This is a genomic window from Caldicoprobacter sp. (genome assembly GCF_047459465.1).
Lineage (GTDB): Bacteria > Bacillota > Clostridia > Caldicoprobacterales > Caldicoprobacteraceae > Caldicoprobacter.
In genome coordinates, this window is the sequence record NZ_VSCO01000011.1 from 1 (window position 1) to 23,755 (window position 23,755).

Genomic DNA, 23,755 nt, shown 5'->3' on the forward strand with positions numbered 1-23,755 from the left:
TTGGGTTTATTATATCACGAAATTTGGCCAAAAAGCGCAAAATGAGGTCATAAAATAATAAGGCAGCAATTCGTTTTGATGCTCATATATGGTATAATATTTTTAAACATCCTGGACATCTTAAAACGCACAATCAATCGCTTTTGACACTACCAATTATTTGAACCAATAATACAATCAATGATCTCAGCAGTTAATACAAAGTGCTGCAATCCTTAAAATCCACAACGTAACATTTAATCCTACATTATTCTTGATCAACACAAGAGCGCCATCGTGCAAATAAATTATAAAACAAGAAGGTAGGTAAAAAGATGAACGATCCTCAGAAACTCGTCAAGGATATACAGGAAAATATAGAAAAGGTAATAGTAGGGAAGAGCCACGTCATACAGCTCATCCTAATTGCTCTTCTGGCGGGAGGTCATGTGCTCATCGAAGATGTCCCCGGCGTTGGCAAGACTACTTTGGTATCATGCCTTGCCAAATCCCTCAACCTATCCTTTAAACGCATCCAGTTCACGCCCGACATCATGCCCTCGGATATAACTGGCTTTACCATGTATAACTTCAAAACCGGCGAAATGGAATTCAAACCGGGGATGATAATGAGCCAGGTCATACTGGCCGATGAGATCAACCGCACCTCGCCCAAGACCCAGGCTAGCCTTCTTGAAGTCATGGAAGAACACCAGGTAACTGTGGATGGCAAGTCCTACCCTGTACCAAAGCCTTTCATCGTGCTGGCTACCCAAAATCCCATCGAATACATAGGTACCTTTCCCCTGCCTGAAGCTCAGCTGGATCGCTTTTTCATCAAAGTATCACTAGGTTACCCTACCAAGCGGGAGGAGATGTTCATACTCTCCCGGTTTCAAACTCAAAACCCCATGGAGGATTTAAAGCCGGTAGCCGATGCACAGCAGATTTTAGAGCTTCAACAGCAGGTTAGACACATAAATGTAGCAGAAGGCATAAAGGAATACATAGCCGAGCTGGTTGCGTGTACCCGCGAACACAAGGACCTGACATTGGGCGCAAGTCCGCGAGGCGCCATTGCCCTTATGCGTGCCTCACAGGCACATGCCCTACTGGAGGGCAGGGACTACGTCATACCCGATGATGTGCAGAAAATGGTGATCCCGGTCCTGTCCCACCGCTTGATACTAAAACCCGAAGCGCGTCTTAAAGACTTGACTGCCGAGCGAATTTTAAGATCAATCCTAAATTCGGTATACGTGCCAGTGATCTGACCATGAAGCATGTACGCGCCTTTATTATCAGCCTTGGAACGCTTTTATTGGGGTTGGGGCTTTATAGCGGGGAAAAGATATTCTTCATGGGCTTTGCAGTAATTGCATCGCTCATATTCTACGCCCTCATCACTAACCTGTGGGTACTCATGGATTTCCGGTATCTGCAGAGGGTAACCCCTGAGCAGGCAACAAAAGGAGACCGGGCTTCACTGATTATACAGATACACAATGACAAGCCATTCATATACCCATACATCAAGGTGTTCTATCAAATACCCCAATCTGCCCTGATAAACGAGGTAAAAGAAGAAGTCCTGTGCATCCTTCCCTTCCATTATGGTGAAATCAAAGAGGAATTCACATGCGAGTTGAGAGGCGACTACACGTTGGGCATCATCGGCGTGGAGGTTGGCGACCCTTTCGGCCTGTTTACCTTTTACACCAACCTGCTCAACCGTTCGTATTACAAGCCTCTTAGGCTAAGTGTAGCACCAAGAGTCATCAGGTTAACCAGCCTTCCATTGCCTCAAATTCAAGCCGAAGGCACCACCAGGCAGGAATTTTTGCCAACAGAGGAGCCCTCATCCCTAAGCGACATACGCCAGTATCACTACGGTGACCCCCTTAAAAAAATCCATTGGAAAGTATCCGCCAAATTACAGGCCTTGTACGTCAAAAACTATGAAACCAACACCCAGCCACAAATACTCATGTTCTTGGAGACATTCCCCTTCCCTTCTGAAGGGATAGCCCGCTACAAGGTGGAAGACCAGATGATAGAATGCGCTGTGGCTCTCATACACTTTGTACTCTCAAAATGGCTTTCGCTGCAGCTGATAATCTATCACATGGAACGGCAACAGCTCAGCGGCAGGAATCCAGGTGATTTCAATCGCTTTTTTGACTATCTGGCAGCGCTACCCTTTAACAGTCCTTTCCGCATGGACGAGATACTTTCCATGGAATCTCATGGATTCAACAAAGGGCAGAGCGTTGTGCTCATCGTCCATGATATGAGCTACCAACTGTTCAACCGCCTGTGCCTGCTAAAGCAGTCCAATATACACCCTCTGGTTTTTTTGATATATCATAGTCCCGGGCTGAAGGAAGATACAAAGCGCATGATTGACGAGCTAAACAGGCGAGAAATACCTTGTTTCCCACTTCATACCGATGAACGAATAGACGAGGTACTGGTGAGCGAACTATGAGCCAAAAATCCACATTCAATCCCGTGCTTAACTACATAATGAAATGGCTGATATTCACCCTCATGGTAAGCGGACTGACAAAGTCCATACTGGTATCCCTGGATTTTTCAGTCCCATATTGGGCTATACTGCTGATGGTAACCGCATTTTACATAGCCCTTTCAATTTACTTCTCCAGCCGCCTGGCCTTGATAACCCTGACATCAGCAACGGCTGTAGGTGTAGGAATCCTTTTGAGATATTTTGCTGTCAAGGGCCGATTGGACGAAATACTAAGCCTTTTCAAGTGGTTAATGGATTATACCCTTGGCATGGCCTCCTTTGAAGCACAGCATGTATTCCCAAGCACCTGGTTTATAGTATTCATCTTATCTTTTGTTGTATATCTGCTAACCATAAAGCATGAATTGCTGGTTATATCATCCATCCTGTGTGCTGGCATTATAACCATAGAATGGGCTTTGGGCCATACCCAGATATTACCGTGGCTGTGGCCAGTACTTTTAGGATGGCTTATGATGTTGGGCGCAAAACAGTACAGGAGGCTTTCCCGACACTACAGCATGCCCGATTTTGGAGTATGGCAAATCTCAACGCTTCCCCTGGCCATAGCCATAATTTTAACGTCGTCAATATTGTTACCAGATGATACACGGCACCTCAAATGGGATTTCCTCGAGCAGACGGTTGAAAAAATAAGCGACAGATGGTCGGAATGGTCAACTTTTTCAAAACCCAGGCAGCCATTTCGTCTTTCTCAGACCGGCTTTCCATCTTCATCGGAACAGCTGGGCGGGCCCGTAATAATAAGCGGCGACGTGGCATTGAGGGTAATAGCCACTGCCCCCCTATACTTAAGGGGCACCATACTCAATGAGTACACGGGCGGTGGCTGGCAAAACTCCATAGAAGATAAACGATATAAGCTGGGCAGCATAAGCTGGGAAAACGAGTATAGCCAAGCGTTTGATTGGGATGAGCCCATATGGGAAGATCTAAGCCGCCAGCTTAAGGATCGCTTTTTCATTCCCATAAAAGCTTCGGTGACCCATACCGGCATTGAAACCTCAGTCATATTCAATGCCCAGCGCCTTGAAGGTATCACCATACAGAAAAGCTGGGGAGGCTTTACCCCCTATTTCAACGGCAAAGGAGAAACTTTTACCACGAGGGATATCTCGGCATCAGAGAGCTATATACTTCACGTCAGCGTGCCGGCCATTGAAGACCCGGCATTCCAGAGCTTCATTGAAAGTTATACCCCCATTATCGACTGGCATAAGCCCATCTCACAACAATCCCTATGGGAAGGTGCCAACCGAGAAAAGCTGCTTTACATACAGGAACACTACACGGAGGTGCCCGATACCATACCTTCAAGGGTTGTTGAACTGGCCTACAGAATTACGCGAGGAATAGAATCGCCTTTAGCCAAGGCGCTGGCCCTTCAGGCCTACCTACAACAAAATTACGGCTATACCCTGCAACCCCCTTATACCCCCCCTGACGTGGACTTTGTCGATTACTTCTTATTTGAGCTCAAAAGGGGGTATTGCACCTATTTTGCCACAGCAATGGCGGTGATGGGTAGAATTGTAGGGTTGCCCACCCGGTATATAGAAGGCTTCAAGATGCCCTCTCAGCCTTATAAGGAAAACCTTTACGAGGTCAAAAAGCTTAACGGCCATGCATGGGTGGAGATATATTTCCCAAAGGTGGGCTGGCTGACTTTTGATCCCACTCCCCAATCGCAAAATCAACAGGGCCTAACGGGTCAACATCAGGATGAATACCCCGGCTATTATTGGGATGAACCTCCTTATCCATGGATACAGGGTGAACAGTTTAACAACTACCAATCCGATTTAAATTCTGAAATAGCCAGCCCAATCGATTCATCATCAACAGGCAAAACACCCTGGGTTTTATTGGTCTTGCTTACGCCGCTTGTCGTGGCAGGAGCCGGTATGGCAGGGCTTAGAATATGGGATATGCTCCGCTGGAGAAAAATAAAAAAGCTGCCTTTCAAGCAGCAGCTCAGCTATTGCTACAGGCAAATACTGTGGCTCCTTACCCTTTATGGCTTCCCTATGCGCAAAGGAGAAACCCCCTATTCTTATGCACAGAGAGTAGATGCCTGGCTTACCAATCCTGCCGGTTCTATGATGGACATATGCCAGCTGGTAGTAAAAAATCAATTTGGCAACTATCAGCTAACCGAGCATGAAATGAGAAAAATACTCAATTTTTACTACAATTTAGAAGAAAACATAAAAAGCCTGCTGGGCTTTTATCCTTACACTTTCAAGCTGATATCCAAAGAGCTTTCTTCGAAAATTTTAAGGCGGCACAACCTCTAAAAGTGCTACATCCATACAGCTACTTTTATCCCTGAGCTTTTTGGACCTTTCCTTTCCTTCCCGCCATCATGCATATGAAACGGCGAATCATCTCCTTAGGCTCAACCGATTCATCTTCATGTATGGGAGACACCAGGAAGGTTATGGCTATAAACCGTATGACAGCAGAAAGTATGAACAGCATATGATAATTGGTAAGTCGATGCCCAAAAATTACAATATCTAAACTTCTGGCCAGCTCAGCTGTAACCTCCATAAACAAGCCACCAAGGGCATAAGCCACTATACTGCCCACCACCGACGTCACCATTGAAAAGCTAGCCAGATAAAATGAGCGATTTTCGTCAGGTGAAAGGCTCATTACCAGGTTATTGGAGGTCAAATCAATCCCACTCCAGAATATACCGGTAAAAACGTGTATAAAGGGGATAATCATATAATTCTCTGGAGTAGCCAACAGCCATAGAAAAGGAAGAGCAGATGCCACCGTACCACAAACGCGCAGCACTGGCTTGTTGCCAAAGGTATCAATCAGCATACCCCATTTTCGTACGACAAATATGGTGAGGATATTGCTAACTACCTGAGTATAGAGGGTAATTTCCAGATAGCTCATCTTCAAATAATCGATCATATAGGCATTAAAAAACGGCCCAGCGATACTGACGCCAAACACCCATACCGCCCAAAAAATCAAATACCGTCTGAAATTTGAGTGCCGTAACGCAACGTTCCACATCTTTTTCAGGCACAGCTGATGCTGCGGTTTTGCCATTGGCGGGTCATACACTCGGATAAAACAAAGGATATCCATTACAGCAAATATAGTCACTATGACGAATACCACCGCAAAGCCAACAAAACCGCCTATGCGATCCAGTACCCAGCTTGCAAGCACTCCCCCCACCATACCGCTAAAGGTGAACATCATTTGCCGCTGGCTGAAAAATCGCCCGCGTATTTTTAATGGCACAAGTGCTGCCATCCAGGACATAAAGGTTACCCCGTTGAAAGCGCCGCCCACTGCTGAAATCAGCAAAAAAAACACTATGAGGCCTACGGTCAGCCCCTTCAGCTCTTCAGGAATAATAAGCGGAAGGAGCACGACGGGAATTATGGAAAGGCGCTGAAAGAAGCCGCCAAGAAAAAACAGCTTTTTCCTGGCTCCTGTGGACTCCAGCACATAAGCCGCCAGCACCTGAAATACGCCGCTCACCACCGGAAACGACATCAAAATACCATACATCAGCTCGCTGACTCCAAGAGCGCGTACAAAGCCGGCAAAGGGGGCACCACTGAGGCATACAAAAAACACTATGCCAAGACTAGCCCCCCATACAATCCTATTGAGGTCTTCCCTGAGCTGCTGTGTAATATCTAGCTCCTTAAAAAGCAAAAATTTGCCTTTCACGGCGTTATATCCCCCATTAGATACTACGACTGGATCTGTATTCCTTTTATAAACACACAATTGACATGCAGCTTTTCATCCAAAATGACCAGATCAGCATCCAGGCCTTTCTTTATCCTGCCCTTTTTATCCCCGATGCCTATGATGTCGGCCGGCACTTCGGTGAGCATTTTAACGGCATCCTCCAGCGGTACCCCTATCAAAACCAAGTTACGCAGGGCTTGATCCTGGGTAAGGGTACTGCCCGCAAGGTTGCCTCCATCTTTTAATCGAGCTACCCCTTCTTTTACCACTACTTCCAGCCCACCTAAGATATAGTCACCATCGCCTATTCCCGTAGCCGACATGGCATCAGTTATAAGTGCCACTTTATCGCTACCCTTTATAGCCACAGCTATTCTCAGTGCAGCAGGGTGCACGTGAACCAAGTCAGCAATGAGTTCCACCGTAACCCCGTCCCTATCTAAAGCAGCCCCTACCGCTCCAGGTTCCCTGTGTTTAAATGGTGACATAGCATTGTATAAGTGGGTGACATGGGTCATCCCCCACTCAAACCCAGCCATACACTGCTCATAATTAGCCATCGTATGCCCCATGGATACCAATATACCTCTATCCGTTAAGTAGTTCACCAGTTCCCTTGCTCCTTCGGCCTCGGGGGCCATGGTAACCATCTTTATAATTCCCTCGTAATCCCCTACCAGCCCCCTAAAATTCTCACGGCTGGGGGCAAGTATGCGTTTTTCATCATGGGCACCTTTCGCATTGGGGCTAATAAAAGGGCCTTCCAGATGAATCCCGAGAATCTGAGCTCCCTTGATATCCTTATGTAGGGCATCGCCTACTGCCTCCAAGCTTTTCCTTATCTCTTCCCTCCCATGAGTTGTGGTGGTAGCTAAAAAAGCCGTGGTACCGTGCTGGGCCATAAACTCTGACATTACTTCAAGGGATTCCACGCTGCCATCCATGACGTCTCGACCTTTACATCCATGAACGTGAATATCTATAAAACCCGGGCATACATAATTCCCCTTGACGTCTATAACTTCCCCTTCAGCGTATTTCCCTCTAGGGGCAACATCCAAAATTTTTCCCTCTTCTACCACTATGTCTACATTGCATTGCCATTTCCCCTCTAAATAAACCTTCCCACCGGTTAGAATTTTCACCGACCACATCCCCCCGCTGAATTTTTTCATAAAAAAGCCCCCTTGGGTAGCCATATACCTAGCAATATGCCAAATTCCCAAGGAGGTTTACTTTCCTTAAAATATTTACTGATATTTTTTTGCCTTTTGACCTGCTGGCACAATGCCATTTGCAAAATGCCACCTCAATACTTAATTAGGAAGAAACCTTACGAGTAACTCTCTGGTAAAGCCTGCCGGTCTGCTTTAAAACACCGAATAGCAGTGCCACCAGAAGCACATTCACTGCTATAGCGGGAAGCACAGCGGTTAGAAAAGCAACAGCGGATGTCTCCGCCGTTAAAACCTTCATCGCAGTACCTACCCCCAAAAACACCAACCCGCTTATTAGGGTCCCAACAATTGAAACTACAATAGAAATGACGTACATGTTGACAAACCTCTTTAAAGCGTATATAAGGGGTATCAATACCGCCGTCGTAATTATCTTATCGATGAGGTTAGGTAAAAACCCTCCCGGCACGTTGGTGGTAATGCCTGACAGCACACCACCTGCCAGACCGGCTACAAATCCCACCTTGACGTCATCAAAACACAGCAGGCACAAAAACAGCATGGGCAGCAGAAAGTCAGGCTTCACGACCGTACCCGTCGACGGCGTGATATAATGCAACACCACCCCGATTGCCAGTAATAATCCCGCTAAAACAAAATCCCTTAAATTTTTCACGTCTCCTCTCCCCTTTCTCATCTCATCTCTTCTCGTCTCATCTCATCGCGCCAGCCAGGTCTAATAAAACCTCACAGCACACCTTTCTATATATGCCTTTATAGTAACAAACAAATAAACTGATGTCAATAATCAAAATGGCAAAGCTCCCCACCTACTCCCTTTATGTACTGCTATATCTTTAGTGCCCCATCATCTCATCTTCCCATTGAATGTCATTGAGATATACGAGTTTAAAGCAATCTTGTGACGTCCTTACCATAACAAATTAAGGGGGATCACTCCCCCTTATCCTCTCGTTCTAAAATTACCTATAAAAGGCATGGTTTCCTATGGTAGCAACATATATGCGATTCTTTACAATCCAAGAGCCGCTTGCCTTGGCGGGATTGAAAAAGTATAAAGCATCTCCCACCGGTTTGGAACCGCTATAAGCCTCATGAGCAGCTCGATAGCTTTCATCACTAGGCGTGTTGTATATGGTACCGTCCTGTACTGGGCTAAACTGCGGTATGCCATTATAATACTGGAATATAACCCCATATATGGTGTTGGGAAAGCCGGGAGAATTTACGCGATTCATTATAACGCTTCCGACCGCCACCTTACCTATATAGGGCTCACCGGCGGCTTCAGCATGTATGATTCTGGCCAGCCAGAACAGGTCATCCGACTCTTTCTGCGATGACGCAGCTCCGCGGCTGGTAGACTGCTGCGACGTTACTTGACCACCGCCATACAGCACGCTCTGAGTCTGGGGACCCGCTATACCGTCAATTCTCAGCCCCTTGGCCTTTTGAAAGGCTATCACGGCATTTTCAGTAATTTTACCGTAATACCCGGTGACGTTGGCATAGAAATACCCCTGCTGTTTGAGCGCACTCTGAAGCCGGGAAACATCATCCCCTCTCATACCAAACTTTAAAATACGGTACCCGTTTTGGCTACCATAAAGAACGGATTGAGTAACGGGACCCGCAATTCCATCCACCGTAAGACCCTTTGCCTTTTGGAACTTCATAACCGCGTCCCTGGTAATGGGACCATAATATCCCGTAACCTGCCAATAAGTATAATATCCCTGATTTTTAAGTGCTTGCTGCAGCTGGGCAACTGCATCACCCCTACTTCCCAGCGATAGCACAGGATATGCAGCCCATGCTCGTCCAACGGGTAATAATATAAACATGAAGATAGCCGTTACAACAACCAGCCTGTAAATGCCAGCTCGGGATAAAATGTACCGCACCTGCTCTACACCCCCCATGAGCTGAATTTTACGTCGATTACTATTATAGGATGCGCTTTCATATACTGTCAAATAAGTAAATCTCCGTAAGACAAATTGTTAAAAAAATATTACACAAATATTAAATATTTTTTCATCACCTTCATTCTAACGCATGCATACCATATTGTAGATATATTACACAAAATTGCATACAGCGGCTTTTTATAGGCAATAATAAAATAAATAATGCCCGTTTATTCTATAAGACGGGCATCATCTATCCAAATGGCGTACTCTATTTTCTTCTGGCACAGGAGGCTCTTACTACAAGCTGGGTTTTTAATTTGACCATTCTGGGCGCACCTTCCCTTTCCATCTGCTCCATAAGCAGCTCTACCGCCACATCGCCGATCTCCTTTAGAGGCTGCTTAACCACCGTCAACGGCGGCTCTACAACTTCGGAAAGTTTGCTGTCATCAAAACCAATGATGGACAACTCCTCCGGTACATTGATGCCCATATCTTTGGCACCTTTCAATGCACCGATGGCCATAAAGTTGTTTACCGCTATTATGGCGGTGGGAGGGTTGGCAAGCCTCATCAGCTTTTTAACGCATTCGTATCCCCCGTCCATTTCAAGATTCCCCGATACAATGAGGCTCGCATCTATACTTATGCCTGCCATTTTAAGCGCATCTATATAGCCTCGGCGACGGCTCTTCCTGGTCCCAGCTTCCAAACCGTCTATAAAGCCTATCCTTCTGTGCCCTAATTCTAAAAGATATCGAGTGGCTTCCAAAGCACCTTCATAGGTATTGATATACACCTGGCTGACATTGCTAAAATGGCTACCAAAGGCTACAACCGCTATGCCATTTTTCCTGAGCTCTTCCAAATTTTTTGCATTCACCAAATTGTCCTCGGGCTTCACCCGCGTCGGACTAAATATCACTCCATCCACCTTACGGGCTATAAGGTCGTCCACATATTGCGTCTCCTTTTCGATCATGCGCTGGGTATTGCATAAATAAGTGCTGTATCCCTTTTCGCCCAGTTTTTGCTCAATTACCTCGGCAATCTCGGTATAAAAGTTATTGGTGATGCTGGGAATTAGCAAAGCCACGGTATACGTGCGGCGGTGTGCCAGGCTTTTGGCAATCTTATTGGGCCTATATCCCAGCTCTTTGGCGGCTTCAATTATCTTCTGGCGCGTCTCCTCCCTTACGGGGTGATCCACGCCGTTTAATACCCTAGATACAGTGGCTACAGAGACACCTGCCTTTTTAGCTATATCATATATGGTAGCCAATGTCCCCTGCCCCTTTCCGCTTAAAAAATTACAAGACGTATAGGTAATCGGTTACTTGTATTATAAATATCGCCGCACAAATTATCAAGATAAATGCAAATCCTTTAACAATCTAACCTACCAATTAATCCTTATATCCCACCGTGATAGCCTTTAAGAGCACCTTCTTGTAATCCTGCTCCAGCTGCCTTATCATATCCATCTTTCCTGCAAAAAATGGGGGCTCACCCAGCCTCTTCAAAATGGATTGTTCCACCAGTGGCGGCTCAACGGTTATCTTTATATCCATGTTTCTCATCTTGCCGGTCCAGTAATTGATAAGCGATACCTCGTCATGCTGTAAGTTACCTGTAATCGGCCTTACCTTTTCGTCAATTTTTTCTTCAAATGATACTCCATCATTCTGTAAGCCGTACTCACTTTTAACCCCTTGGGGCAAATCTTCCTCCTTTTTTGCTGTCACAGGTTGAGCTGCGCTCGTCCTTCTGTTGCGAATGGCTTCCATAATCTGTTCTCTGTTCATACCCCTTAGCTTGAACAGCAAAAAAGGATCACGGTCAAACTCCTGGGCGAGGATGTAATAAACCGCTGCTATGTGCTTACAGGGGCTGAGCCAGTCAGAACAGGTACAGTGGGCAGTCAGATCCATGGTATGCCTTGGAAATATGGAAACCTCTAGCGAAGAAAAGGCTTTCTCAATATCGCCAGGCATATCGCCCACCAGAAGTTTTGCTGAAAATATCGCTTTGCTGGCCAAAGCATCCAGCACCTGCTCCCACTCATGTTCTGACAAGGTCTTCATGGAAATCTCAACTTTATATGGAGTTTTCTTGCTACCACGTACATGGGCTTTGACCAGCCCAGGCAATATCTCCACATCGAGTACGTTTCCGTTCCTCGCATAAGCCTTACCGCGAGTCAAACATCTACCCCACTCAAAGGACTCCAAAGCCTCCAGCCATTGCCTAGCCCACCAACTGGAGCCAAACCCCTTTTTTTCCCTCGACGCCATCCTTTGTCCCCCTATTCATTCCGCACAACTTCGCTTTCAAGAGCAAACAGACTTCTCAGCTCATCATCGCTGAGTTCGGTAAGCCACGCTTCACCGGATCCTACCACTTTATCTGCCAAATCTTTCTTCCTTTCAATAAGCAGATCAATCTTTTCCTCCAGCGTTCCTATACAAATGTATTTATGCACCTGAACGTTCTTGTGCTGTCCGATTCTAAAAGCGCGATCTGTAGCCTGGTTCTCCACAGCGGGATTCCACCACCTATCAAAATGGAAAACATGGTTAGCCTGAGTAAGGTTTAATCCCACTCCTCCTGCTCTCAAGGATAACACGAATATATCGGGGCCTTCTTTAGTTTGAAACCGTTCTATCATACGGTCCCGCTCATCCTTTCGAATACCGCCGTGGAGAAACAACACTTCCCGTCGAAATCTCCTTTGTAGATACGCCTGAAGCATCTTGCCCATTTTGGCATATTGGGTAAATATAAGCGCCTTGTCCCCCTCGCTCAATATCTCATCCAGCATCTCAACCAGGCGCATAAGCTTGCCCGATCTATTGCTAACCAAGCTGCCATCGCCTAAAAACAGGGCTGGGTGGTCGCAGATCTGCTTGAGCTTGGTGAGCAACGATAGAATCAATCCCCTCCGTTCAATGCCGCTGGATGTGGCTATACGCTCCATGGTGCTCTCTAGTACCGCTTCATAAAGGGTAACCTGTTCTTTGGTCAGGGTACAGTAAACCTTATTCTCCTGTTTGAGCGGCAGGTCCTGAATGATAGCGGGATCGGTTTTTACGCGTCTCAATATAAATGGCTTAATCAGCTGCTTAAGCTGCCAGGCACGCCTTTCATCCCCATGCTTTTCAATGGGAATGACGAATTTTTTGCGGAAGCTTTCACGACTACCCAGATACCCGGGATTTAAAAATTCCATAATAGACCATAACTCCATTAATCGGTTTTCTATAGGAGTTCCCGTAAGAGCAATCCTATATCCGCTCTTCAGTTTACGCACGCTCTGAGCCTGTTTGGTGGAAGGGTTCTTTATGTTTTGAGCCTCATCCAGCACTATGCCCTCCCAATTTACCATGGCCAGAATGTCCAGATCCCTGTGTACCAGGTTATAAGTGCTTATGACTAGGTCATGACTGGATGCCTTTTCGACAAATTCCTTACCCGTAGCCCTATCAGTGCCGTGATGAATGAACATTTTTAAGCCAGGGGCAAACCGCGCTATTTCTCGCATCCAGTTGCCCACCACCGAAGTAGGGCATATGAGCAGCGTAGGCCCTTTCACCCCCAGGCATTCCCTCTCATAAATCAGCATGGCAATCACCTGCACCGTCTTGCCCAGCCCCATATCGTCGGCCAGGCAGGCGCCAAAACCTCGGATTCTCAAAAAGGTTAACCAGGAAAACCCTCGAATCTGATAGGGCCTCAATTTGCCGCAAAAACCGGGTGGTGGATCTAGGATGGTATAACCCTCGCTGCCTGCTAATCCCTGCATAAAGGTATGCAGCCATCCTTCAGAATCTATTCCTGTGACATCCGGACCATTTTCATCTGCGTGCATTACCATGCTAAGGGCTTCCTTAAGCGATACCCTTTTTGGGCCTTTCTGCTTCTCCAGCCACCTTATTACTGCTTCCATATCCCTCGGGTTGAGCTCTACCCATTGCCCACGGATGCACACCAGGGGTTTTTTAAGGGCAGCCAGCTGTTTAAATTCTTCATAGTCAATGGTCTCTTCTCCAATGGACAATTTCCACTCAAACTCCACAATGGAATCCAGCCCAAGCTGCCCAGATGAATCGGCATCTGAGCGATCTCGGACAGGGCAAAGCTTTAACTTCACCCCCGGCGTTCTTCTCTTTCTCTCTCGCCACCAGGAAGGGACTATAACTCCAAACCCGCTGTCCTGAAGCAGTACCGATATCTCTTTCAAGAAAAAATACGCCTCATCGGTTGTAAGGAACATTCCTTCGGGTCGGGGCTCCATAAGCCCCCTCTCAATGACTGGGTATATCTTAAGTATTTTCCCCAGGTCTTCGAGCAACCTCTCCTGCGGATGCTCAAACTGCCTATTGAGCAAAGTGACAACTTTCTCATTCATCTGCCATACATCCCGCGCTGATACCAACAAGCTCGGGTCATCGGTGGCCTGAAGATGAAACGACAGGTACCAATTTTCGCTCCCGTCTTTAGGCTCTTCAAGGCACAAGCAGGTACGGAAACTCCCCTTGTTTTCCCTTAAGACCGCAGTCCACTCCTTAAGCCCTTTTACCAATCCCTCAATTTGCCTTTTAGGCGCAATAATGCGCCGTCTCTTGCCCCTTAAAGCATATAGCCACTTTCGCTCAACGGGAGCATTTTGATCGGGCTGGCTGACATCTCCCAACCAGGTGCGGATGAGTTCATCGGTGGTCACACGTAAATAGTCCATGATGACATCGTATGGCATTGCCAGTTCCCCATGTTGTTGAGGCTGTTTAATGACGCTGCAGCATACCGGTGGCATAGCGTTTACAAGTCGTTTCAAAATCCCACGATCCTCCGGGTCTTCAAAAACCGGCTGCCATACGGCCACCACCCCTCCCTCTTCCCCCGGGGCCAAGGAAGGTATGAACTTCTGGCGGCACAGCATGCGCAGCACAAATCGTCCACACAGCACCCAAAAATTCCAGTCATCCCCAAAAATCAAATGGCCATCGCCGTTGTCACCTTCATCTCCATATTGCTCATCATGGCTACATGCCACTATGCCCTCAATAAAAGTGGGTATTGGAATAGATAAGCCGGTTATCTCCCAACCGGCCAACTTATATTCCCAATTTTCGAATTCCGCACATAATCCCGGTGAAGGCAACGGTGCATGCCTTCCGGTAGGCAATAGGAGCCACAGTTTATCCTCCTTGGCTACCTTGCCCCAATCGACACCGGGATATAAAATAGAAAGCGTTGAAACGATCTTGTTTACAGGTGCTTGGAATGTATGGGGGATCCCGCCAGGATTTTTAGGCGGTCTCCCCCTCTTCCTTTGAACATCCAAACCAGGTTCCTGCTCAGCCCATATAAAAAAGTTTTTACCCGTCCAAGCTACATGAAGTACAATCATAACTTAAATCTCTATTTCACCCTCCAATATATGCAGCATAAGCTTCACGCCATTTTCCATATCAGATGCATCCACCATCTCGCTGTCGCTGTGGACATACCGGCACGGTATGGACAGCACTCCCGAAGGTACACCCTCTCTGGTAAGATGAATTGCCCCTGCATCGGTACCGCCCGACTCCAATATCTCCATCTGATAAGGTATTCCTGCCTCCTGCGCCCTGCTCACCATCAAATTCCTAACCTTGGGATGCGCCAGCACCAAAGAATCCTTTACCTTAATGGCAGGTCCACCCCCCAGCTTTACAGCCATAGGTCTGGATTTAGGCGTATCCCCCGTAGTCGTCACATCCACCGCAATGCCTATATCGGGGTTCAACGCATATGCTGAGGTCCTAGCACCCCTCACTCCCAGCTCCTCTTGCACGGTAAACACGAAGTATATCTCATGGGGCGAAGACCGAAGCCGCTTGGCGGTCTCTATGAGCAGCGCACATCCTGCTCTGTCGTCCATGGCCTTTCCAATGTATCTGCCGCAATTCTCCGAAAACGAGGAGTGATACACCGCCACATCCCCTATGGCTACCATGCTTTCAGCCTCCTTGAGGCTGGAAGCCCCAATGTCGATGTACATCCTTTCCAATTTGATATCCTTTATATCGTCGATCTCCTCTTCATAGCTTATAACACCGACAACGCCATTTTTGAAGATCACCCTGCGGTGTATGCTGTCCCTTACCGAAACTCCACCAACCCTCGTAAACCTCAAAAATCCTTTATCATCGATATAGGTTACCATAAAACCTATTTGATCCATATGCGCGGCCAGCATGACCCTTTTGCCGCTGCCCTTCCTAACCGCTATCAAGTTGCCCAGCGTATCCACCCTTATCTCATCCACATAATCCTCAATTTCCTGACGGATTACATCCCTAATAATCTCCTCATTCCCAGAAGGACCATATGCTTCTGTCAGCTTTTTTAGAAGCTCTTTCATTGTAATTCACATCCTTTCAAAAATGCTGAGATCAAAGTTATGGTATTTCTATAGTCATTCAAATCCATAACTGACGATGGGCTGTGTATATACCGGCATGGTATGGATACTACCGCCGCCTTTATGCCCTCTCTTGCTAGGTGGATCCTTCCAGCGTCATTCCCACCGGATGCGCCCTTCTTAAATTGGAAGGGGATTCCCTCTTTTTGGGCCGTATTCACCAGCATCTCCACCAATTCCTTGTTGGAGTAAGAGGAAGCATCCATAATGGTAATGGCTGGTCCCTTCCCCATCAAGGTGGTATAGAAATGCTCATCCACCCCCGGCACATCGGAGCAGGTAGTACCCTCAACCACTATAGCTATGTCCGGATTTATGGTATATCCTAGGACCTCTGCTCCCCTTAAGCCCACCTCTTCCTGAACGCTGAAACAGGCATATAGGTCAAAATCATATCTTTGGTTTTGTTTTATGAGCTCGATGAGCACCGCACAGCCCGCTCTGTCGTCCAGCGCTTTTGCCTTAACCTTGTTGTCGCCAAACTCCACAAACCGGCTGTCAAATACCGCATAATCTCCCAACTTTACAGCCTGAGAGGCTTCCTCCTTTGAAGTAGCGCCTATGTCTATGTACATCTGCTTCACCTTAATGGCATGCTCCCGTTCTTCGGGCTCCTGCAGGTGAATGGCCTTAATTCCCAGCACCCCGGCATGGCCTTTCTCCCCCACCAGCACCCTTTTGGACACAAGGACGCGGGGGTCTATCCCTCCCACCGTTTTAAACTTCAACATGCCATCTTCGCCTATCCCGGTTATTATAAACCCCACTTCATCCATGTGAGCGCACAGCATGACTTTTTTACCGCTGCCCATGCCCTTCTTATAAGCTATAAGGTTGCCAATCCTGTCGGTGTATACGTCGTCGACAAAAGGCGCTACCTCCTGCCTTATAAGCTGGCGAACCCTACCTTCATCCCCGGACACGCCTGCCACTTCTGTCAATCTCTTCAATAGCTCAGCCATTCTTTCCAATCCTCCTTTAATGAAGCGATAAAACGCGCCAGCAACCTTGCTGCCTGCTTGATGCTGCTTAAATTCAAGGTCTCCACCGTAGTGTGCATGTACCTCAAAGGTATTTCAACGAGAACCGTCGGTACCCCACGGCGGGATATCTGAATGGCCCGGGCATCGGTACCGGTAGGCCTTGGCTCCACCTCTACCATGTAAGCCATATTGTATTCCTTAGCTACATCCATCAGCTTTTGCGTTAGCTTGGGATGCATGTTGGGTCCTACCGCAATGACCGGCCCCTTATTCATGGAGAAGGTTTCGTCCCTGGGCGCATCAGGCATATCGCCGTGGGTAACGTCTATGGCAATCCCTATGTCGGGCTCCAGCTTGTATGCGCTTATGGTAGCTCCCCGCACTCCTACCTCTTCCTGAACGGTGGCTACAAAAAACACTTCAGCAGCAAAGCGTAGGGCATCCAGCTCCTTCATGGTCTGAAGGAGCACCGCCACTCCCGCTCTATCATCCAGCGACTTTCCGCTGACCATCTGTCCCATCAGATCGGTCAACGGGCTTACGAAGGTGATAGCATCGCCTATGCTGACAAGCTCCTTTACCTTTTCATAAGGCAATCCCACATCTATGGCCATATCCTTTATCTTGATGGCTTTCTTGGCATCCTCCGGTCGCTGTATATGGGGCGGCTTAGCTCCTATGACGCCAAACAGCTTTTGCTTACCGTGGACCTCTACTTCTTGAGCCAGCAGTATGCGCGGATCCACACCGCCCACGGTGGTGAACCTTATAAAACCCCTTTCGTCAATATCGCTTACCATAAGCCCTATCTCGTCCATATGGGCAGCAATCATGATTTTGGGCATATCTTCCTTTATGACGTCAGTCTTGCGCCCGTACACATTATAAAACTGATCTATTATGACCTCCTGACAATAGGGCTCAAATGCCTGGGATATGATCCGGGCAACCGATTCTTCATTGCCCGATATCCCCGGTATGGCCACCAATTGGGCCAGAAAATTCTTGATTTCCATACCTATCCTCCTTACTGATCACTTTAAACCTTAAGAAATTGCGTCGCTAAACCTCTCATTAAGATCCGGAGGAGATAATACCAATACACAGCCCTTTTCTCCGGCTATCTCCACCGCCTTTTGAATAGCTTTGTAACAATCCATCTCATGTCCTATAACCGTATTCCCCATTTGCTGCGCTATGTTAAAAGCCTTTTCCATGGGGCCATGGAATGCATAATCGGTTACCAGTATACAATGATCGCTATGGCGATTGACTATTTGTCCTATTTCCCTATATTTTGATACATCAATGTGGCCACCCACAGGGAAAAGCGTCACCATTTTGCCTTTGGTCCGGCCCTTCAGCTGTGAATACAAAGCATCAAGCTCATCCACATCCAGCGTATCCCTTACGTATATATCTACATTCCTGTAAACATCATTTCCCATCTCAATGGCTATTCCGCTCTCAAAATTCTCAAGCCCATACCGCACCAGCTCCATATCCATGCCCTTTTTTAGACACCAAGCAATGGTAGCCAACGCATTGTACACGTTATGTATTCCGGGCACGTTGAGCACGATATCCCAGCTGCCCTGGGAAGTCTTTACGGTAAAACGGCTGCCATGAGGAGTTAGATGTATATCCTGCGCATTGACGTAGCTTTTATGGCAAATGCCATACCCGATTTGTGTACGCCCTTTAAGCTGATTGGCATAATAATCGTCCACATTTAAAATTATAGGAGAGTTTACGCTCTTTAAGTGATCTATCAAGGTCTTCCTTATTTCTAAATAGTGGCTATCGGACCGGTGATTCTGGAAATATGTATAAAGGTCGGTATAGATTATGCTGTCAAACCATATATGCCTCAACAAATCCTTAACAATAGCAGTATAAGAGCATTCTATCACGCCGATGCCAATACCCTTTTGGATAGCTTCATGTAACAAAGGGTTCAAGGTTAGAGGAAAAATGGCATTTTTAAATAGCCTGCAAGGTTCATCGTTCATTTGACAATAGGTACTGCCGATGATCACCCCATCCTGATTTGAAGCATCCAATACCGACTTGATCATCCAGCCGATGGTACTTTTGCCATGACTGCCGGTGATGCCCACAAGCTCTATGACTTGAGATGGATTGTTATAGAAATTCCTCGCAACTGCCGATATGAAACGGTTAATATGGTAGGTTTTGATAAATGTCACGTTCAAAGGAATTATCTCCTGATCCTGACCAATACATATGGCTACAGCCCCTCTTTCAACGGCGCGCTTTACCGCCTCTTGGTAGGAAAGCTGCGTCATTTCGGGGTCATAAATAAACAGGTAGCCTTCTTTTACCTCTTCAGGGGTAACAGCAAGACCCTTTATCTCAATCTCCCTCAGGCCTACGAGCTCATAAACAGGTGTACTCGCCAGAAGTTCCTTTAAAAGCATATAACTCCACCTTTTCAATATTTTTATTAATCCATTATAACATAGTTTCTCGCTAAAGACTAGTACTACCCAATCTTCTCACCAACGCAAACCTGAGATGAAAATAGCAATGCTAAATGCTGCACTACATTAATTGTATGTATTCCCTATATGGGGGATTTTGCACGTTATTTCCCGATACTTGACTTCCTAAATCGTATTGATGATATATGCATCTTAAGCTAGTAAAACATGAAAGATGCAGGACAAAATAAACCTCCTTTTTATCTAAGTAAAAGACATTCAGTGCAAACGCTTTATGTTACACTTTTAAACATGTGTTTTAACCATTATAGCTTAAACAGCACTTTAAAATGTATATAATATAGTATAACATGATGCTGGGGTAAAGTGTCTTATTAGACCCGCTGCTTGTAAAGGACGAAAGATTTACACGTGAAGGTTTGTATTACGATTTGGATTGAAAGAAAATCGGCATCAATCAATTAAAGTTGGTTGACAATGGTCATTCAGCCCTTGAAGTAATGAAGACTTCCTTGCCAAATATACTTTCTTTTATTTAAAAGAAGGAGATCAATGCAATTGTATCTCGACAGTAAAAAAAAGCAACCATGTGGTATGCTTTGGAAACGATCAACTGGTTAGCCAAACTTCAACGTACCAATGACATTTTAACGGTAACATCTGCTCTCTCAAATTTATATAAAAGAAGCCTAATCAAAAGAGAAGATTTAATTATATTAACCCCCATCAAACAAAGCTCAACAACTTCACGCCAGATTATGGTAAATCTATAAACTAGATCCATACAAGTCCATAAATGACATGCCTGCTACCACAACCCCTATTAACACAACTAACAAAGCGAATATGCATAAAACTATTCCTATTATCTGTAAAATCCCCTGTATCTTGAAATACATGGCCAATTCCCTTACCATGCCGTTCATATTGGGATCGACGTTTTCTTCTATGCTCAGCGAGATATTGAGCGCATGTTTCCTTGCGTTTATCAGTTTTATCCCCAAAATCACCGTTATTATGCCTGGAATTGCTCCTACTATATAAGCAAATAAACCCCCTAAAGCAGAAATGGCACCTCCTATTATGGTAAGCCACCCTACAACCCCCGTCCATCTGGCCAAGTCATTCAATTGAACTCTTAAATTCATGTTTCTCCCCCTTAAATTTATATTGGTAACCCCTATTCATGCCAATTCCATATTTTTATAGTTACTATGATATCATATGAAAAGATGAAAGTAAATAATAATCAAATCAATAAATGAATCGTAAATGCCCGGAGCAACAACCACCAAACAAGCTACCACCTCCTTACGTGGAGGTGGTAGGGCCTATACATAAACACTATTCCACCAATCTGCCACCCTCAAAAACGGTAATCTTGCTACAGAACTTGCAGCTGGATAAGCGGTGGGAGACGTAAATAATGCCCGCCTTTTTGAGGGCCTCCACAAGCACTTTCTCATCCAGAGGCTTATCGAAGCACGAGTTTTCTTTCGGGCTCATACAGCCTGCACAGAAAGCTTGATAAAGGTGGTCCTCCCGCCCCCATTCTGTCCTACAAGGGACAGCTTCTAAACCGCCGGCATCTTTATCGAGGTCTTTATCGTCGGCTTTTGATTTGCCCTTGAGCACTTCCCCCGTTCCCCTTCTCCGTCAAAATGGTATACTAAAGTATTCTGCTTACAACCACAGCTTGGCCTTGAAGATTCTTATCCTCATTTACATAATATGCACACCGCCACCGGCTGCTATACTCCCACCTATATTTTTACAGTAAATATTTCCACCCGTGGATACGCTTCCCCCTATATCCCCACAGGTGACATTTCCTCCCGCACTGACGTGCCCTTTAACATTTCCGCAGGTTAAATTGCCGTAGCATTCTACATTTAAGGCCTCGCTGTCATATTTTACTTCTATGCTGCGGGCTTCGGGATCACCCTTTTTGAGCAGCCTCCTGCCTATATAGGCCACTATGCGAAGCTTTCCATCATCCTCCCAAGGGAGGCTGGTACCGCCGCTTGAAGTATACCCCTCTCCTGAAGCAAGCTTTATGGAATTTATCATCTTTTCGGCCTCATCGGCATTAATCTTTCCATCCTTATACAGGTCCAATATCTTCACAAGGGTCATATTCGCCATATCCCCCATCTCCTTTTTAACCGTTATTACCTGATCTTTGGAAATAATTTGGCCCACATGGCATGTATCATCTATGAAGATTTCGCCGTCGCAAAACAGCTTGTCGACTATACAGCGATTTTTAAGCTTTACATTATTTGCCCTGATGACCTTGGCCTTAATCCCCTCGGCCTCCAAATTGGTGCATTCCAGAACATCGACCAACGAGTAATCAAAGCTTACATTCCGCCCAAAATACAGCTTGATAAACGGTTTTAATCTTATGGGCAGGAAGTTTCCGGAAGCTTTGATCCTATCGTGATTGTTCTTCAATATAACGTTGTCGCCATACATCCTTGAAACGGAGCATATGCCGTCAACATAGATCTCATCGGCACATACCGCGCGATTTGCCACCATAATGCCCTCGCATATGACCCTGTCAGCGTTCAAAGAGGCGCGGCGCAACTTGAGTATGCCCTCTATTTTTACGCTTTTAGCTTTGATATCGCGAAATATCCTTGCAATTCCGTCTATTCCCATTTCGTCGGCAGTTATTTTGCCTTTGCCTTTAAAAATTCCATCCACCATTACCTTTTTGGCAGTAACATCTCCCTTTAGTTTGCCTATACCTTCAAACGAAATGGTATCATACTCGCCGCCGTAAACAGAACCGATGCCCTCCACCTTTTCATTTTTCATAACCTTACCACCTCATTCACCACCGCTTTCCCCGAAATGACAACGCTGCCACTATACTCCACCCTGTCTACTATGCATAGATCGCCAATTACCACATCAATGCCCGAAACCACATCCGACCTCGTATATTCGATGTTTATGGCATCCCCTTCAATGCTTGGAATGTAAACAATGCCGCAGTCTGAGGTGAAATTTTTATATTTGAATGATTTAGGTATGGATTTAAACAGCCTATCAGCTTGAAAGGCCTTAGAAATGCGTATGTTGCTCCCCGCAACGCTTTGAAGAGATATATAGTCATTTATGATTACGGTAATATTTTCGGCATTGATGCCTTCACAGCAAAGGCCTCCAAAGCTGTAAAAGTTATTGCACGCGATTTCGCCGTTATAGCTCAAAAAACCCGAAGAGATTATGTTGTTGAACTCATAATCGCAGCCTGAAAGATCAAGTGCATACAAGTTTTCAAATGTTACGGCTTTTAACTTACCCTGCCATGTAAAATGGCCATTTCCCCATACAAAGCGGCCCTTTTTTCCCTTTAAACCCGGCAAGCTGCTCCCGAGTATTCTGCATTCTAGGAATTCAGCCGACAAATCTCCTGTTATGGTTAAAGTATCCCCTTTACAAAAGCCCTGCAGGTTTACTTCCCCGACAACTTTTACATTGCCAAAGCTCAGGGTATTGGCATTAACCTCTCCGGCGCCAAATAACTTGTGAACGGCAGAACGATGGATGCTGGTTTCCCCCGCAAGATACAATGACCTGATATCGCTGTTATCTACATGAAGCTCACCGGCTGCCATGATGCAGCCGTAATCCCCCTCTATATACCTCTCTCCGAGGACGAGCAAATTTCTCCTCATGTCAGCACCGCCTTTTCAGATGTGAGCTCAAAAGGGACTTCCTCCCCCTCAGCATCAAGCTTGAAATTAAAGCTCTTGCGATATTTAACCTTCATGATGGAAGAAATATCGTTGAGCCGAATCTGGCACAGTACCTTCCACCTGCTATCGAAAAATACCTGCGCCTGTTCGGCATGGATGGTAACAAAGTATTCACCGTTCTTATCCAGCAGCACAAATAAAAAATCAGTCTGCTTGATATCCTTTAAATGGTCCTTTACACCCGCACACAGCTCCTCCACATCTCTAAGCTGCAAGCCAAACTCCCTCTTGCACTGCGAAATAGCGATGAGTACCAGCACTTCCACGTAGAAAAAGCTGTTTTTCCCCAGGACGTTGCAGAAACAGGGTATGAGCCCTTTTTCGATTTCGTCGATAATTTGCAGGTCATCCACCGTAAAAATCCTCTCGGATACTTCGGGAGATAGAATTTTTGCCAGCTCCTCCAAAGAATATTTATCCTTCAGCTCCTGAATGGCTTTAATCCTGTTCAGTATCTTGTTCTTTGGGAAAAATGTCTCGTGTCCGGTAAAGGTGGTCCGCTTTATAAACCAATCTTCGGGAATCAACCCCATACGCTTCCATCGATATAACTGGCCGTAGGATATCCCCGTCAGCTTAAGCAGTTCCTTTTTCGAAATAAGCACCTGACAGCTCCCTCCCGCAACAATGTTATGTTACGTCAAATCCAGTGTAACATAACATTGTTACGCAGTCAAGGAGATTTAAACTTTTT

Annotated in this window: 19 protein-coding genes; 3 read left to right on the forward strand and 16 right to left on the reverse strand. The window is 46.0% G+C overall.

What is annotated here, in order from left to right; genetic code table 11:
• Positions 1-314 precede the first annotated feature (314 nt).
• Genes FWJ59_RS01615 through FWJ59_RS01625 form a run of 3 tightly spaced genes read left to right on the forward strand, consistent with a single transcriptional unit; the run spans position 315 to position 4,827 of the window.
• Positions 315-1,253: an AAA family ATPase gene (locus tag FWJ59_RS01615; protein ID WP_414480241.1), complete on the forward strand. Its 939-nt coding sequence runs from the start codon at positions 315-317 to the stop codon at positions 1,251-1,253.
• Between the two features lie 2 nt (positions 1,254-1,255).
• On the forward strand, positions 1,256-2,467 hold the full coding sequence (locus FWJ59_RS01620; protein ID WP_414480242.1) for a DUF58 domain-containing protein: 1,212 nt from the start codon (positions 1,256-1,258) through the stop codon (positions 2,465-2,467).
• Positions 2,464-4,827, forward strand: a complete 2,364-nt coding sequence (locus tag FWJ59_RS01625; RefSeq protein WP_414480243.1) for a DUF3488 and DUF4129 domain-containing transglutaminase family protein — start codon at positions 2,464-2,466, stop codon at positions 4,825-4,827. Before FWJ59_RS01620 ends, FWJ59_RS01625 begins: the two co-directional genes overlap by 4 nt.
• A gap of 25 nt (positions 4,828-4,852) precedes the next feature.
• On the opposite strand, the gene FWJ59_RS01630 is transcribed toward FWJ59_RS01625, so the two are convergent.
• The 16 genes from FWJ59_RS01630 to FWJ59_RS01705 all read right to left on the reverse strand — a co-directional run bounded on the left by FWJ59_RS01630 (position 4,853) and on the right by FWJ59_RS01705 (position 23,666).
• The gene (locus FWJ59_RS01630) at positions 4,853-6,238 is read right to left on the reverse strand and encodes an MFS transporter (protein ID WP_414480244.1); all 1,386 of its coding nucleotides are present in this window, start codon (positions 6,236-6,238) and stop codon (positions 4,853-4,855) included.
• A 23-nt stretch (positions 6,239-6,261) separates the two neighbouring features.
• Positions 6,262-7,437, reverse strand: coding sequence for an N-acetylglucosamine-6-phosphate deacetylase (gene nagA / locus FWJ59_RS01635; protein ID WP_414480245.1), 1,176 nt, complete (start codon positions 7,435-7,437; stop codon positions 6,262-6,264).
• Positions 7,438-7,582: 145 nt separating this feature from the next.
• On the reverse strand, positions 7,583-8,116 hold the full coding sequence (locus tag FWJ59_RS01640) for a tryptophan transporter (RefSeq protein WP_414480246.1): 534 nt from the start codon (positions 8,114-8,116) through the stop codon (positions 7,583-7,585).
• A gap of 307 nt (positions 8,117-8,423) precedes the next feature.
• Positions 8,424-9,365: a peptidoglycan-binding protein gene (locus FWJ59_RS01645; protein WP_414480247.1), complete on the reverse strand. Its 942-nt coding sequence runs from the start codon at positions 9,363-9,365 to the stop codon at positions 8,424-8,426.
• 277 nt (positions 9,366-9,642) lie between these two features.
• Complete coding sequence (locus FWJ59_RS01650) at positions 9,643-10,656, reverse strand: LacI family DNA-binding transcriptional regulator (protein ID WP_414480248.1); 1,014 nt, start codon at positions 10,654-10,656, stop codon at positions 9,643-9,645.
• A gap of 124 nt (positions 10,657-10,780) precedes the next feature.
• A complete protein-coding gene (locus FWJ59_RS01655) occupies positions 10,781-11,668 on the reverse strand; it encodes an SWIM zinc finger family protein (protein ID WP_414480249.1) in 888 nt (295 codons plus the stop codon).
• Positions 11,669-11,679: 11 nt separating this feature from the next.
• Complete coding sequence (locus FWJ59_RS01660) at positions 11,680-14,784, reverse strand: DEAD/DEAH box helicase (protein WP_414480250.1); 3,105 nt, start codon at positions 14,782-14,784, stop codon at positions 11,680-11,682.
• A gap of 3 nt (positions 14,785-14,787) precedes the next feature.
• Positions 14,788-15,780, reverse strand: a complete 993-nt coding sequence (locus tag FWJ59_RS01665; RefSeq protein WP_414480251.1) for a M42 family metallopeptidase — start codon at positions 15,778-15,780, stop codon at positions 14,788-14,790.
• Complete coding sequence (locus FWJ59_RS01670; protein WP_414480252.1) at positions 15,777-16,802, reverse strand: M42 family metallopeptidase; 1,026 nt, start codon at positions 16,800-16,802, stop codon at positions 15,777-15,779. Before FWJ59_RS01670 ends, FWJ59_RS01665 begins: the two co-directional genes overlap by 4 nt.
• Positions 16,787-17,839, reverse strand: a complete 1,053-nt coding sequence (locus FWJ59_RS01675) for a M42 family metallopeptidase (RefSeq protein WP_414480253.1) — start codon at positions 17,837-17,839, stop codon at positions 16,787-16,789. Before FWJ59_RS01675 ends, FWJ59_RS01670 begins: the two co-directional genes overlap by 16 nt.
• A gap of 30 nt (positions 17,840-17,869) precedes the next feature.
• The gene (locus FWJ59_RS01680) at positions 17,870-19,264 is read right to left on the reverse strand and encodes a Mur ligase family protein (RefSeq protein ID WP_414480254.1); all 1,395 of its coding nucleotides are present in this window, start codon (positions 19,262-19,264) and stop codon (positions 17,870-17,872) included.
• A gap of 791 nt (positions 19,265-20,055) precedes the next feature.
• A complete protein-coding gene (locus FWJ59_RS01685; protein ID WP_414480255.1) occupies positions 20,056-20,436 on the reverse strand; it encodes a DUF5362 family protein in 381 nt (126 codons plus the stop codon).
• 196 nt (positions 20,437-20,632) lie between these two features.
• The gene (locus FWJ59_RS01690) at positions 20,633-20,923 is read right to left on the reverse strand and encodes a hypothetical protein (RefSeq protein ID WP_414480256.1); all 291 of its coding nucleotides are present in this window, start codon (positions 20,921-20,923) and stop codon (positions 20,633-20,635) included.
• A gap of 87 nt (positions 20,924-21,010) precedes the next feature.
• Positions 21,011-22,114 (reverse strand): hypothetical protein, encoded by a 1,104-nt coding sequence (locus FWJ59_RS01695; protein WP_414480257.1) that lies wholly within the window; start codon positions 22,112-22,114, stop codon positions 21,011-21,013.
• Entirely contained in the window at positions 22,111-22,980 is an 870-nt protein-coding gene (locus tag FWJ59_RS01700; protein WP_414480258.1) for a hypothetical protein, read from the reverse strand. The genes FWJ59_RS01695 and FWJ59_RS01700 overlap by 4 nt, the downstream gene beginning before the upstream one ends.
• Positions 22,977-23,666, reverse strand: coding sequence for a DUF4004 family protein (locus FWJ59_RS01705; protein ID WP_414480259.1), 690 nt, complete (start codon positions 23,664-23,666; stop codon positions 22,977-22,979). The genes FWJ59_RS01700 and FWJ59_RS01705 overlap by 4 nt, the downstream gene beginning before the upstream one ends.
• Positions 23,667-23,755: the final 89 nt, after the last annotated feature.